Consider the following 13,362-nt stretch of genomic DNA (forward strand, 5'->3'; position numbering starts at 1 on the left):
CTCAGAACTTCTGACCGAACTTCAGTCCGACCGTGCGCGGCTGGCTCGTCACGATGTACGGATTCACGCCGCATACATCCGTCGAGCACGCGGCGAACGTGTACAGCTGGGCACGCTCGTCGAAAGCATTGTTGATGAACAGCTCGAACGAATAACTGTTCTTCCGGAAGCCTGCAGAAAAATCGGCGATGGCGTAGGAATCCTGTTTGCCCAGGATCTCGCGATCCGCTTCCTGCAGATCCGACCAGCTGCTGCCGTTGTACACGCCGGCGGCCTGGAAGAAACCGTCGCCGGTGCCGACGGGGAACGTGAAGCGCGCCGTCAGGTTCGCCTTGAACTTCGGCGTCACTGGCAACTGCGTGCCCTTGGGCGCCGTCGCAGGTCCGTCCGGATCCGGCAAGTAGTCCTCCGTCAGCTCTGCATCGAGATACGTGAATCCACCGCCGAGCGTGAGCCCATCCGAAGCGGCCCAGGCCATATCAATTTCGAGACCCCTGATCTCGGCATCGCCGGCGTTGCGAATGACGGTGAGCCCCACGCCGGAAGGCGGCAGGAACGAGAACTGGATATCGCTCCACTCTTCCATGAAGACCGCGCCATTGAGGCGGAAACGGTTGCCTGCCCAGGAGGTCTTCCAGCCCAGTTCATAGTTGTCGAGATAGTCCGGCTTGTAGCGCGGCACATCGTTGTTGCGGTTCACGCCGCCTGGCCGGAAGCCGCGCGAATACGTCGCATAGACCATGCGATCGTCATCGATGCGGTAGGTGACGTTGACGCGCGGAATCGTGTCTTTGTCGCTGACCGTATCGTCCAGGTTGGTACATGGCGCGTCGCGCAGCTGGTCTGCCGAGAAGCAGAAAGCTTCGCCGTACGTATCGCCATAGACATAGTTCTCGGAGAAGCCATAGAAGCCGTTCAGGGAACTCTCGGTCTTGAATGTTCGCAAGCCGCCCGTGAGGGTCAGCTGCTCCGTGACGTCGAAACTCAGCTCTCCGAACAGTGCGTAGTCCTCATCCACGCGATTCTGCTGCGTCAGCCACAGCGTGCCGGGCCAACCGCTCACGCTGGTGTCTACGCCGAGGCCGCGGATCTGGTAGTTCTGGAAGATCTCGTGTTCCTGCTTCTGATAGAACGCGCCCACCAGGAAGCGCAGCCGATTGTCCGAGGGCGACGATAGCCGGATCTCGTGACTCTGGCGTTTGTAGTCGTCCGTTCCGTGAATGAATTGCGACGGGTCGCCGAGCGGCACGCCCTCGTCGTCCGTCCAGTACACACCCGACCCGCCGAGATCGTAAAAGTAGGAGTAGTCGGAATAGTCCTGGTTCACGACATCATCGCGCTTCAGGTACGCGCCGGCATACACCAGATCGAAATTTCCGATCCTGCCTTCGACCGTCAGCGCGGCCTGCATGAACTTGTCCTCGCTGGTCTCGGGATAGTACTTGGCCACTTTCAGGTCGCCGAGATTCTTCGCGTACGCGAACGAGCCGTCACTCGTCTGCTTCTGGGCCATCAGTGCCGGCGTGATCGTCCAGTTGTCATTGAGATCGATACGCAGTGCGGCCCTCGCGCCATAGGTTTCCACTTCGTTCTGATCTTTCTTGGCATGGAAAGGTGTCGATACGCAGCCTGCCGGCGGCGAGGGGGAATTGACGACGCATTCGCCCGACGTCGTGAAGGTTCTGGGAGTCGCGACGTTGTCGATGTAACCGGGCTGGTTGTCATACCAGCCCACCAGCCGGACTGCCGCCGAGGTTCCGATCGGGACATTCACGAATCCTTCGGCTACGTACCCGCTGCCGCCGTCTTCGATCGAACTGCCTTCGAGGTCGTACCCCGCGGCGAACTTGTCGGGATCCGGCTTGTTGGTGATGATGCGGATCGTTCCCGCCTCGGAACTCGCGCCATAGAGCGTGCCCTGCGGTCCGGCGAGGGCTTCGACGCGTGCAATGTCGTAGAGGTGAACGTCGAGAGCACCCTGAATCGTGGTGATGGGCTGCTCGTCGAGGTACATGCCCACCGTCGGCTGCGGTCCGGAGTGGTTGTTGTTCTCGCCGCTGGCAACGCCGCGCATGTAGGCGAGACCGAATCCCGGGCCGATGGAAGTGAATGAGACGCTGGGCAGGAACTTGACGTAGTCGTCGAAGCCCTGCACATGCAGCTCTTCCAGCTTCGCGGTTCCCATGGCCTGCACGCTGACCGGGACCGACTGCAGATCCTCCTGGCGTTTCTGCGCCGTGACGATCACGTTCTCCAGCACGACGTTGCCCGTTTCTTCCGCTGCCGATGCAGCGTGGCTCACCGCGAACACGGCGGCCGCCAGCGGCAGCGTCGTGACGGCGTGCCGGACGGTTTGCAGTCTTCTCATCTTTCTCAATCTGCTGCGCGTCATGTGAATCCCCTGGGTAGTGGCTTCAAACCCTTCCATTCCATCAATGCGGCTCGAACGGCGGCACCGCCGGATAGCTGTCGAGCATCGGCCCGAGCGCTTGCCGGAGCGGCTCCAGCCAGGCGTCGAAGTGACGCCAGTGATCGACACCGTCCTTGAAGATCGGCTGTCGCACCTGTTCGGAGCTGGCGGTACGTACGGCGCGGTCGTTTTCGTAGAAGCGCAGGCAGCGCTCATCGAACGGCAGTCCGCAGTACTCGAGCAGGCGCCGCACCTGCAGCTCGGTGTCGTCGACCATCTCTTCGTAGATGACGCGGTGAATGCGGCCAGGCAACACCCCGTCGATGTGCGCCATCAGTTCTACGTAGTCATGGTAGTACCGGCCGAGATCCTCCAGCCCGTACGTGAAATGCTGCCCACGCGCGAAATGCTGCTTGAACGCGGAGAAGCAGCAGCCGAGCGGATGCCGGCGCGCATCGATGATCCTGGCATTGGGCAGGATCAGATGGATCAGGCCGACATGAGCAAAGTTGTTCGGCATCTTGTCGATGAAGAACGGCAGACCCTGCTTGCGGTAGATCCGCGTGCGGTCGAGATAACGTCGTCCCAGTTGCTCGCATTGCTCCGCCGTGAGCGACGCCAGCACTTCCGGATAGCGGGAATCGGCACCCTTCCATCGCGAATCGGCCAGCTCGCGCGCCAGCGACACGATATCGGTCAGCTCCATCGTTCCTTCGACCAGCGGGTGGCTCGCCAGAATCTGTTCGAGCAGCGTCGATCCGGCGCGCGGCAATCCGACGATGAAAACGGGATCGGCTTCCCGGGCGCCCCAGCCTCGACGCTCGTTGAAGAAATCGGCCGTGAAGACGGACTGGCAGCGACGTACGTACTCCGACGTGTCGTCGGCGCGATACTGGATCAGCGCGCGCCGCTGGCGATTGCCGGTATCGTAGTGCCGGAACGAGGACGCATGGTCACCCATGTCCTCGCATGCCTTGCCGAGCGCAAAGTGGAGATGAAACCTGTCCTCTGCCGACAGGTCGTCGCGATCGAGCAGGGCCTGCATTGCCGCCCTCTCTGCGGCGGAAAAGCGGAAAGTCTTGAGGTTCGCCAGACTCCAGTACGCCTCCCCCAGATGCGGGGCCAGTTCGATGGAGCGGCGATAACCGGCAATGCTCTCCTGCTGACGGCCGGCCGTCTTGAGCGTATGCGCGAAGCTCATCCAGACCTTGGCATGACGCGGATACGCATCGACGACTTGCGAATAGAGTTCGATCGCTGCGTCGTAGTCGCCGAGTGTGCTCAGGATCGCGGCCTTCAGACTGCGATAGCCATGATTGCGCGGATCCGCGGCGAGCGCTTGGTCGATGGCCATCAGCGCCTGAGGCGACTTGTTCTGGCGATGCAGGACGACGGCATGATTGTGTCGTGCTGCAACGAAGCCGGGCGCCAGTTCGAGACACCGTTCGAGCAGCGATTCCGCATCTGCGTAACGACCCAGCCGCGCCGCCACCTCCGCCAGCATCCGGATCGCCGGCACATCCGTCGGCGTCTGCTTCAGATAGTCGCGCAGCAGCGCTTCCGCTTCGGCGATGCGGTTCTCGCACAATGCCGCGGCGGCTTCCAGCAGGCGCGGATTGCGCGTCGAGTGACGGATGTGCTGTGCGTATGCCTCGTCGGCAGCGGATGGATCGTCGAGCGCACGCAGGTGATCGCCGAGCACGCGCCAGGCATCGGGAAGATCCGGCTTGAGCTGCAGCGCGCGACGCAGCGCGGCGACTGCGGCATCGCCCTGCCCGTCGGCGGCGAGCGTGAGTCCCAGTTCGTAGTGAGTCTGTGCGGAATTCGGCTGATGGGCAGCGAGATCGGTGAGGACGGCGAGCGCTGCCGGCACGTCGCCGCGCAACCGCTGGCCGATGCCCAGCAGCAGGATGGCCTGCGGATGACCTGGCACCACCTTGAGGATTTCGCTGGCCTGTTCGACGGCCAGTGCGGGGTCGCGATGAAGAAGATGCGCCGTATGCGCCAGCGCCGTGTCCAGAGTGCCAGCAGGTTCGACCGCGGCGGTCACGCCGTTCTCTCCGCACGCATGGCTTGGATTGAATGACTCAGGACACTCCCCGTCGGTTTCCCGCCACGTTCGCATCCTGCAACGAAGGGCGGCGGCTGCTGAATCCCCGTCGCTAGGCTAACCATCGGCCTTGATCGAGGCAAGGCGCACGGGTCTGCAGGCGAATGACCCGCGGGCTTGTATGCATCGCGGGTAGACGTTGCAGCCCGGCAACATGCCGCTGCATCCGGCAAAGGCAGCGTTCGTCGTCCGGACACTGCGCACCGATCGCTGAAACATTTGCTCCCCGTTCCGTGTCCTTCGACCCGGACAGCCTTCTGCCGGCGTTTGCAGGCCGTTGACCGAAGCGTTCTGGGCATGGATCGCCCGGATGTCTATGGTCGGACGCCATCAGCGGTCGCTCGCGCATCGGAGGATGCATGCGCACTCAGGGAATCATGCCGACGGGGATCATGCGGACGGGAATCATCGGACGGTTCGCACTGCTGGCGGCGTTCACGACCGCACTCTGCGTGCACGCATGCGCGCTGGCCGCTCCGGAGAATGCGGAAATCGAGGCGGTCTGGAAGAAGCAGCAGATCACCTTCGTGTATCGCGGCTACAGCACGTTCTATACCTGCAGTGCATTGCGCCAGAAACTGCGCTCGATCCTCACCGAGCTCGGCGCGCGCGACACGCTGACGCTGCACGGTTATGCCTGCGACGATTCGTCCGGCAATGCGCGTTTCGATGTTCTGCTGGAATCGCCGGTCGCCGCGACCGAAGAAAACGTCGCCGCGCTGACCGGGTACAGCAGCGAACAGCGCCTCGTGGCACGCGTACGCGGTGAACCGCTTCCCGGTGCGGCCGACCTCGAGCGATTTCCGGCCTCATGGGAAACGATTTCGTTTTCGAGAAACCGTTCGATGCGCCTCGACGCGGGGGACTGCGAACTCGTCGAGCAACTGCTGCGTGCGATCCTGCCGCTCCTGTCGGTGCAGATCGTCAGCAACAATCTGCGCTGCTCACCCTTCGGCAATCTCCGTCCGCCGCGGCTCACCGTGCTGGCGCTGGTTGCACAGCAGCCGGACCCGTCCGCCGTCACGAACGCTGCTGTGCCTTGATCCACTCGCGGACCTGCACTTCCAGCACGTCCATGGGCAGCGGTCCGCCGAGCAGCAGCCGATCGTGAAACTGGCGCACGTTGAATTTCTCGCCCAGCGCACTCTCCGCCTCCTTGCGCAGCGCGCGGAATTTCAGTTCGCCGATCTTGTAGCCCAGCGCCTGGCCCGGCCATGAAATGTAGCGCTCGAGTTCGGTCTGGATGTTGTGCGGCGACAGCGCCGAATTGTCGATGAAACAGCGGCGGGCCTTTTCGATGTCCCAGCCGAGCCAGTGAATGCCGGTGTCGGCGACCAGCCGGCAGGCGCGCCACATCTCGTAGGAATAGCGGCCGAACATTTCGTACGCATCGCGATAGATGCCCATCTCTTCACCGAGAAATTCGGAATAGAGACCCCAGCCTTCGACGAACGCCGTCGGGCCGAGATTGCGGCGGAAATACGGCAGGCCATCCAGTTCCTGCGCGAGCGCGATCTGCAGATGATGACCGGGCACCGCTTCGTGGACGGTCAGCGCCGGCAGTTCGTACAGCGGCCGCTGGTCGAGCTTCGATGTATTCACGATGTATCCGCCCGGCTGACCGAGCTTCATGCTGCCGCCCCAGTAGCGGCCGGTCGTGTAGCCTTCGGCCATCTCGGCCGGCACGGGCCGCACGTCATACGTGAGCTGCGGCAACCGGCCGAACAACGGCGGCACGCCGCCCACCGCACGCTTCGCGACCCCGCTGGCTTTCTCCAGCAATTCCTGCGGCGTCTTCGGATAGAAGCGCGGATCGGTGCGCAGCATGTGCAGGAATTCGGCGAAGGTACCCTTGAAGCCGGTCGACGCGATGGTCTTCTCCATCAATTCGCGGATGCGCGCGACTTCGGACTGGCCGAGCTTATGGATTTCATCCGGCGTCATGGTCGTGGTCGTTTCGCGGCGGACCAGGAAACGATAGGTCGTTTCGCCGTTCGGCGTGGAACGCCAGCCGATCTGCTTGCGGGCCGCCGGCAGATACTCACGGGCGAGAAAGTCGACGAAGGCTTTCTGCTGCGGCACCACCTGATCGCGCACGATCTGCAGGGCGCGATCACGATAGTCGGCCTGCGTCGCCTGCGGAATGCTCGACGGCATTTTCGCGAACGGCGTCAGCAGCACATGATCTTCGGGGTTTGCCGCAGCCTGCTGGCGCGCCACGTCGAGAACGCGGTCGACCACGATGCGCGGCTGCGTCAGTTTCGTGCCGATGCCGCGGCGCAGGTTGGCGATGTTCTGGCGATAGTAGTCGGGCATCGCCTGCAGGCGCGACATCCAGGCATCCGCGTCGGCGCGCGATGCGATCACTGTCGTCCGCCCGATGTAGTCGCCCAGCGTGTGAAAGCCGCTGTCGTTCTCGAACGCGATGCGCGACAGGTCGTAGCCGTATTGCTCGATCAGGATGTCGACCGATCGCTGCAGCAATGCATGATTCAGTCGCGATTCGGCGGAGAGCTGCCGTGCATCGATGGCGGCGATGCGCTTCCCGAGCGTCGTGAATGCCTCGCGCAGTTTGCGTTCGCTTTCCGGCCGGACGTCCGGCAGACGGGCCAGCGCTTCGATATCGCCTTCCTGCCCTGCGGTCAGCGGATCGCGGATGCGATCGAGGCGCTCATGGTCGGCGATGACCTGGGCAAGCGCAGTTTCGGCGACGTTCGGCTGCGTCTGGGCGTGCAACGGCGCAGGCAGGCACAGTACGAAACACAGGCAGACCGGCACGCGCAGTGGCCGGAGCATGGGTTCGACTCAGCCGCCCGCCATCGGCAACTTGTTCACCATGCTGCGATAGGCCGATCGCGCCTTGCGCAAAGCTTCGCCCGGCGTGCTCGCCGCGCCGCTGGAACTCGCTCTCCACAACGAACGCTGGGTCGCGGGATCGAGGATGTAGAGAATCAGGTCGCCCTCGCGACCGATGCCCGGCGGACGCGGAGCCGACGCGTCGGAGGGTGTATCGCCGCTGCTGGCATCGAATACGGAGGTATTCACCGGATTGATGTGCTTGCTCAGATCTTCTTCGACCGCCTCGGTCATCGTCGTGCGCGCAGCAGCACCGAGCACGACCAGCACATCGGCCGGCTCACTGCCTGTCACTTCGCGATACCCCCTGCCCTGCAACGCGCCAACGGCGGCGGCCCGCAGTTCGCTGGCGATGCGATCACGCTGACCTTCCGGAATCTGTTCGGGAAAGATCAGCCGTTCCTCCTGCACCTTGAAGGTCCGGAACGCCGGCACGGTGGCGAGATCGCCTGCAGTTTCGATCGGATCGGTAGCGCAACCGGCGAGCAGGAAGGCGGCGAGAACGAGACCCGGAATTTTTTTCGTCACTTGATGTTCACATCCAGTTCGTAGTCGACCCGACCGACTTTCTGCGCCTGCGATCTCAGCAACCCGAGCCGCACCGTGTAGGTGCCGTTGCCCGGCACCACGCCCTCCCAGCGGGTCGTACCATCGATGAAGTTCGTATAGATCGCCGGCGCGTTCTTGACCGTGCTCGCGAAGACCGGCGCCAGCAGATCGATACCGATCCAGGGCGACAGATCCGACGACACGGCCAGGACGACTTTCTGCCCTTTGCGGGCATCGAATGTGTACTCGTGCTTGTCCTTACCGACCAGCCGCCCCTGGACGCGCGCGGATCGGGCATCGTCGAAGGTCAGCTGCGTTGCCTTGCTGGAATCTGCGTCGTCGGCGGCCTGGTCATCGGCCCGCACCTGGAACGACCAGCCCACGACCGCGACGGTGATCGCAACCCACAGCCCGCGAAACGCTACGCGCCACATGACACACCTCCGTGGCCATGAACCGCCCACCCGGGATGTCGGTTCCCTGCGCCCGGGCGTTAGTAGCGCGCCAACGGCGGCGCCGATCAATCAGTAATTGTGGAATCCGTGCTGCTGCCTGTGGGGCCGGCTTTAGCCGGCCTCTGCGGAGTCAGGCTGAAGCCTGACCTACAACTGGTCCGACCCTGGAGCTACAGCCAGCGAACGCTGCCCTCGGTCGGTGCCGGCACCAGCGGCCCGGCAACGGCGGTCGTTCCGAGATACAGGAAGGCGACGATGTGATCATCGGCCGCCAGCCCGAGCGCCTGCTTCACGCCGGCATCGTACGCGGCGCCGCCGGTCTTCCACATTGCGCCGTACCCCAGCGCTCCCGCCGCCAGCATCATGTTCTGGACCGCTGCGCCCACGGCCAGCACCTGCTCGATTTCGGGAATCTTGCCCTTCGTGATGTGTGCGGCCACGACGACGATGGTCGGTGCGCGCATCGGTTTGCGGCGCTCGCCATCCAGATCCTCGGCCGTGGCCTCGGGATTCTTCCGCCGCAGCAGATCGGCCATCGCATCGGCGAGTGTGCGGCGGGCCTCTCCCTGCAGGACCACGAAACGCCAGGGCCGCAGCCGACCATGATCCGGCGCACGCGCACCGGCGCCGATGATGCGTTCGATGTGCTCGCGCGTCGGTGCAGGTTCGATCAGCTTGGCCGCGGAGGTGCGCGATTCGATGCCGGTGAGAAGATCCATGAGCCTTACCCCAGCCTGCGCACTTGCATCGCCAGATGCAGGCGATCGCCGCGCATGGTGCACATCGCAATGTCGACGCCGCTGTCGACGGCCCAGGTTCGCGCCAGTGCCTGCGACGGCAGATACACCGGCAGCTTGAACTGCGTGTCGATCTGGATGCCCTCGTGCGGCAGGTGCGATGCCGCTGCACCCAGGCAGCGACCGAGCGACCACATGCCATGCGCGACGGCCTGCTTGAAGCCATACATCGCCGCCGTGCGCGCCGTCAGGTGAATCGGATTGAAGTCGCCGGAGACGCGCGCATAACGCCAGCCGGTGTTCTCGGCGATGTCGAGCGTGTCCGTCTGCGTGCCTTCCTGCGGATGATTCGAGCGCTCGATGGAGGGGCGCTTGCCGCCGCCGCCCTCCACCTTCGTCGGTTGCGTGCCGCGCGCGAACATGGTGCTGACTTCCTCCCACACCAGTTCGCCGTCGCGTTCGTAGCGGGTCGTGAAGTCGTACTCCTGGCCCGCGTCCGTGAGCCGCAGCGTGTCGAAGTGCACGGTCAGCCGCAGCGGTGCACGCGTGTCGATGGCCTTGAATACGCGGATCGTGTTGCGCAGGTGAATGAGTCCCAGCACCTTGACCGGAAAGCCGCGCGCGATGAACAACTGCATGTGCATCGGCATCGCCACGGCGTGCAGATACGCAGGCGGCAGATGCGCAGCCGCCGGCACGCCGCACACGTCACGATACGTGCGCAAGTGACTCTCCGACAGCCGCACGCGGCGCGCTTCGAGTTCGATCGGCGTCACGACGGCGCCTGCAGGCGCCACGAAGGGCTTCTTGCTGAGGAAGACGCGGACGAAGGCCGGCACCATCGATGGCGGGCCGGCGAACGAAATCTTTTCAGTGGCTGGCATCAGGAACCGTCAAACGCTCAGGGAACGGTGCGATCGATCACGATCTGCAATGTGCCTGTGTCCTTGCCGAATTCATAGTCGGCTTCCCCGTAAAAATCGCCGCTGCGCTGCTGGGGCGCGCCGGACAGGGACAGGCGCGCGACGACCTGAACGCGCGAAGCGGAAGCGAGGGTCCGCGTCGGCATCATGGCATCGGCCTCGCTCAGTTCGAGCGTCAGCGGCGCTTCGGCAGAACTGCGTCGCTGCACGGCCAGCGGCGGACCGGCTGCTGCAGGATCGCGCGCGAGGATGAAGAGCGGCGTGGCTCCCTTGAGCTGCTGCTGGATGGCCGGAGCGATCGAGACCGAGACCTGGATCGTGTGTTTCTGCGTCGCTGCTGCAGGGGTCGCCGCAGTCGCTGCGCCGCCCTCTCCCGCTTCGCCGATCTGTTCGTTCAGATCCTGGATCTGCTGTTCGAGGATCGTGCGCAGTTGCGGCGGCGGTTCGTGAGCCAGCAGCCTCTGCAGCCGATCGCGACCGAGTTTCAGATCGCCCGCCTGCAACGCGGCGATGCCGCCATACCAGAGCGCCTTCGGATGATTCGGTGCGCGACGCAGCGCCTCATTGAAGAGTTCGCCTGCCCGTCCGGCCAGCGATGCCTGATCGAGCATGGCCAGCGATTCGCCGAGACCGATGGTCGCGTCGACGTTCTCGCCGCGGCTGAGGTCGTAAGCGTGCTGGTACGCCTCGACCGCCCGCGGGAACTTCTCCAGCGTGAAATACGAACGACCCAGCAATATCCAGCCTTCGATGTCCTGCGGATTCGCCGCCAGCTTCGCTTCGAGCTGCGCGAGCATCCGGTCGACTTCGGCACTCTGGACGCCGGCCGTCTCGACGGCCTGCCAGTTCCAGTTGCTGAGCTGGACATACATGACGGCTGCCAGGCCGGTCACAGCGAGTATGACCACCGCGCTCGACACGCGACGTTCCTTGCGAGTCGCAGTTGCATCGACGCTCGGCCGCGGACGCCATAGCGGCAGCGTGGTCCAGACCAGCGTCACGAGCAGCAGGGCCGCACAGACGATCGCAAATGCCGTCATGGTTCACCCATGCCGGTGCGTGCGCGGTCATCGGCCGGCAGATCGTCATCGGGCAGCTTCGACTTGCGCGAGATGACGACGAACGCGGCAATGATGCCGATGAGCACGAGCAGCACCGGCGCCGCCCACAACAGCCAGGTGTTGGACTTCACCGGCGGGCGATAGAGGATGTAATCGCCGTAGCGATCGGTCATGTACGTCTTGATCTCGTCGTCGCTCTTGCCCGTGGCGATCAGTTCACGCAGTTGCCGGCGCAGGTCCGCGGCGAGCGAGACACTCGAATCGGCGATCGTTTCACTGCGGCATTGCAGACAGCGCAACTCGCGCGCGAGGTGTTCGTAGCGCGCCTGCTGCGCCGGATCGTCGAAGGCCGGCGCTGTGTCCATGGCCTGCGACGCGGACACGGCGAGCAGCAGGATCATCACCCCGACACAGGCTTTCATTCGCGCACCTTCAGCAGCGGCAGGAACTCGCGCTCCCAGATCTCGACGGTCATCGGCGCGACGTGTTTGTGAATCACCTTGCCCGACGCATCGACCAGGAAGGTCTCCGGCGCGCCGTACACGCCCCAGTCGATCGCCACCCGCCCTTCTTCGTCGAAGGCCGTTGCGACGTAGGGATTGCCGAGCTGCTGCAGCCACTGCAGTGCGAGCTGCATGTCGTCCTTCCAGTTGAGTCCGACGATGGGTACTTCGCCGCGGCTGGCGATTTCGAGCAAGGCTTCATGCTCCTGACGACAGCCTACGCACCACGTGGCCCACACGTTGAGCACGTAGGGCCGACCGGCGAAGTCGCTGGTCGACACCGTGGGCGAGCTGCCGCCGACGCTGGGCAACGAAAACTGCGGCGCCGGCTTGCCGATCAGCGGCGACGGCAATGTCTCCTTGTCGCGCCCGAGCCCGACGAAGAAGAACGCGAGAAGCGCGGCCAGCAGACCGACCGGAATCAGGTATCGCCACATGATCGTCAGGCCGCCTTGACGCCGGTGGTCGTCGACACGGTGGCGTCCGCAGTCACCCGCGAACGGTAACGGCGATCCGTCGCCGCAATCAGTCCGCCGAGCGCCATCGTGAATGCGCCAAACCAGATGAACTGCACCATCGGCTTGTACTGCAGCCGCAGGCTCCAGGCGCCGTCGCCGAGCGGCGAACCCATCGACACGAGCAGGTGCCGGGTCCAGCGCGAGTCGATGCCGGCTTCCGTCATCGGATTCTTCTGCACGCGATAAGTGCGCTTCTGCGGATGCAGGACGGCGATTTCTTCACCGTCGCGCGTCACGCGGATTTCACTCTCGATGGCATCGTAGTTCGGGCCGGCGACTTCGCCGAGCTTAGTCATCGTGAACTGGAAACCGGAGAGTTCCGCGGTCTGCCCGGGGCGCAGGCTGAGATCGGTTTCGCTGCGATAGGACTCGGTCGTGGCGACGCCGAGCACGAACAGCGCGAGCCCGAGATGCGCCACGCTCATGCCGACGATGCTGGCGGACAACGATTGCTTCCTGATCAGCCGCGACACCGGATCCATCAGCGCTGCAAGTCCGATCCACACGGCCAGTGCAAATCCGACCGTCGTCATCACCGAATGCCATCCGTAAACCGCCAGCGACAGCACGAGGCCCGCAACGATGGCGACACCGAGCAGCAGGACGAGCGTTCGGCCGGTGCGCTCGTAGCTGGCGCGCTTCCAGCCGGCGTGCATTCCCGGCGCCAGCAGCAGCAGCATCGGCAGCATGGGAATCAGGAACGCGATGTTGAAGTACGGCGGCCCGACGGAAATCTTTCCGAGATCCAGTGCATCGAGAAACATCGGATACAGCGTGCCCAGCAGGATCAGCAGCGTCGCACCCACCAGCAGCACGTTGTTGATGAGCAGGACGCTTTCGCGCGATACGGGCGCGAATCCCGTGTCAGTGCGAAACAGCGGCGCGCGCCACGCATACAGCGCCAGCGCGGAACCCGAGCACACCGCCAGGAACGTCAGGATGAACAGGCCGCGCGTCGGATCGCTCGCGAAGGCGTGCACCGATTCGACCACGCCCGAGCGAACCAGGAACGTACCGAGCACCGACAGCGAGAATGCGGTGATCGACAGCAGCAGCGTCCAGCTCTTGAACAGCCCACGCTTCTCCGTGACGGCGAGGGAATGAATCAGCGCCGTCGCGATGAGCCACGGCATGAACGAAGCGTTCTCCACCGCGTCCCAGAACCACCAGCCGCCCCAGCCGAGTTCGTAGTACGCCCACCAGCTGCCGAGCGTGATGCCGCACGTGAGGAACACCCAGG

The 13,362-nt window shown here is 64.1% G+C and carries 12 protein-coding genes; 1 reads left to right on the top strand and 11 read right to left on the bottom strand.

Annotation, left to right across the window (positions count from 1 at the left end):
• Position 1: 1 nt before the first annotated feature.
• Together V7D81_RS05405 and V7D81_RS05410 are read right to left on the bottom strand one after the other, a co-directional pair.
• Complete coding sequence (locus tag V7D81_RS05405) at positions 2 to 2,368, bottom strand: TonB-dependent receptor (protein ID WP_324315067.1); 2,367 nt, start codon at positions 2,366 to 2,368, stop codon at positions 2 to 4.
• Positions 2,369 to 2,432: 64 nt separating this feature from the next.
• On the bottom strand, positions 2,433 to 4,460 hold the full coding sequence (locus V7D81_RS05410) for a tetratricopeptide repeat-containing sulfotransferase family protein (RefSeq protein ID WP_324315068.1): 2,028 nt from the start codon (positions 4,458 to 4,460) through the stop codon (positions 2,433 to 2,435).
• A gap of 419 nt (positions 4,461 to 4,879) precedes the next feature.
• Between V7D81_RS05410 and V7D81_RS05415 the strand changes: the two genes are divergently transcribed.
• Positions 4,880 to 5,563 carry a hypothetical protein gene (locus V7D81_RS05415; protein WP_324315070.1) on the top strand — a complete coding sequence of 228 codons (684 nt, stop codon included), beginning with the start codon at positions 4,880 to 4,882 and terminating at the stop codon, positions 5,561 to 5,563.
• Here V7D81_RS05415 and V7D81_RS05420 read toward each other — a convergent pair.
• The 9 genes from V7D81_RS05420 to V7D81_RS05460 form a co-directional block, all read right to left on the bottom strand.
• A complete protein-coding gene (locus V7D81_RS05420; RefSeq protein WP_324315072.1) occupies positions 5,541 to 7,316 on the bottom strand; it encodes a DUF885 domain-containing protein in 1,776 nt (591 codons plus the stop codon). The two genes, V7D81_RS05415 and V7D81_RS05420, sit on opposite strands and share 23 nt — an antisense overlap.
• A 9-nt stretch (positions 7,317 to 7,325) precedes the next feature.
• Positions 7,326 to 7,904, bottom strand: coding sequence for a DUF4136 domain-containing protein (locus tag V7D81_RS05425; RefSeq protein WP_324315074.1), 579 nt, complete (start codon positions 7,902 to 7,904; stop codon positions 7,326 to 7,328).
• Positions 7,901 to 8,359 (bottom strand): hypothetical protein, encoded by a 459-nt coding sequence (locus V7D81_RS05430; protein ID WP_324315075.1) that lies wholly within the window; start codon positions 8,357 to 8,359, stop codon positions 7,901 to 7,903. Before V7D81_RS05430 ends, V7D81_RS05425 begins: the two co-directional genes overlap by 4 nt.
• Positions 8,360 to 8,550: 191 nt before the next feature.
• Entirely contained in the window at positions 8,551 to 9,099 is a 549-nt protein-coding gene (locus V7D81_RS05435; RefSeq protein WP_324315077.1) for a nitroreductase family protein, read from the bottom strand.
• 5 nt (positions 9,100 to 9,104) lie between these two features.
• Positions 9,105 to 10,001: a MaoC family dehydratase gene (locus V7D81_RS05440; RefSeq protein WP_324315079.1), complete on the bottom strand. Its 897-nt coding sequence runs from the start codon at positions 9,999 to 10,001 to the stop codon at positions 9,105 to 9,107.
• 17 nt (positions 10,002 to 10,018) lie between these two features.
• Positions 10,019 to 11,080: a tetratricopeptide repeat protein gene (locus V7D81_RS05445; RefSeq protein ID WP_324315080.1), complete on the bottom strand. Its 1,062-nt coding sequence runs from the start codon at positions 11,078 to 11,080 to the stop codon at positions 10,019 to 10,021.
• Positions 11,077 to 11,523 carry a cytochrome c-type biogenesis protein gene (locus V7D81_RS05450; protein ID WP_324315082.1) on the bottom strand — a complete coding sequence of 149 codons (447 nt, stop codon included), beginning with the start codon at positions 11,521 to 11,523 and terminating at the stop codon, positions 11,077 to 11,079. The genes V7D81_RS05445 and V7D81_RS05450 overlap by 4 nt, the downstream gene beginning before the upstream one ends.
• Positions 11,520 to 12,041, bottom strand: a complete 522-nt coding sequence (locus tag V7D81_RS05455) for a DsbE family thiol:disulfide interchange protein (RefSeq protein ID WP_324315084.1) — start codon at positions 12,039 to 12,041, stop codon at positions 11,520 to 11,522. The genes V7D81_RS05450 and V7D81_RS05455 overlap by 4 nt, the downstream gene beginning before the upstream one ends.
• Before the next feature lie 5 nt (positions 12,042 to 12,046).
• Positions 12,047 to 13,362: heme lyase CcmF/NrfE family subunit (locus V7D81_RS05460; protein ID WP_324315086.1), on the bottom strand; the 1,316-nt coding region annotated here is incomplete at its 5' end.

Origin of the sequence: Povalibacter sp. (assembly GCF_036735925.1) — a bacterium.
In the GTDB taxonomy this organism is placed as follows: Bacteria; Pseudomonadota; Gammaproteobacteria; order Steroidobacterales; family Steroidobacteraceae; genus Steroidobacter.

Bases quoted from the DNA above. Each gene is read 5' to 3' on its own strand.
- V7D81_RS05430 (WP_324315075.1), bottom strand. From the start codon at position 8,359: ATGTGGCGCGTAGCGTTTCGCGGGCTGTGGGTTGCGATCACCGTCGCG.
- V7D81_RS05440 (WP_324315079.1), bottom strand. From the start codon at position 10,001: ATGCCAGCCACTGAAAAGATTTCGTTCGCCGGCCCGCCATCGATGGTG.
- V7D81_RS05415 (WP_324315070.1), top strand. From the start codon at position 4,880: ATGCGCACTCAGGGAATCATGCCGACGGGGATCATGCGGACGGGAATC.
- V7D81_RS05455 (WP_324315084.1), bottom strand. From the start codon at position 12,041: ATGTGGCGATACCTGATTCCGGTCGGTCTGCTGGCCGCGCTTCTCGCG.
- V7D81_RS05450 (WP_324315082.1), bottom strand. From the start codon at position 11,523: ATGAAAGCCTGTGTCGGGGTGATGATCCTGCTGCTCGCCGTGTCCGCG.
- V7D81_RS05420 (WP_324315072.1), bottom strand. From the start codon at position 7,316: ATGCTCCGGCCACTGCGCGTGCCGGTCTGCCTGTGTTTCGTACTGTGC.
- V7D81_RS05405 (WP_324315067.1), bottom strand. From the start codon at position 2,368: ATGAGAAGACTGCAAACCGTCCGGCACGCCGTCACGACGCTGCCGCTG.
- V7D81_RS05445 (WP_324315080.1), bottom strand. From the start codon at position 11,080: ATGACGGCATTTGCGATCGTCTGTGCGGCCCTGCTGCTCGTGACGCTG.
- V7D81_RS05435 (WP_324315077.1), bottom strand. From the start codon at position 9,099: ATGGATCTTCTCACCGGCATCGAATCGCGCACCTCCGCGGCCAAGCTG.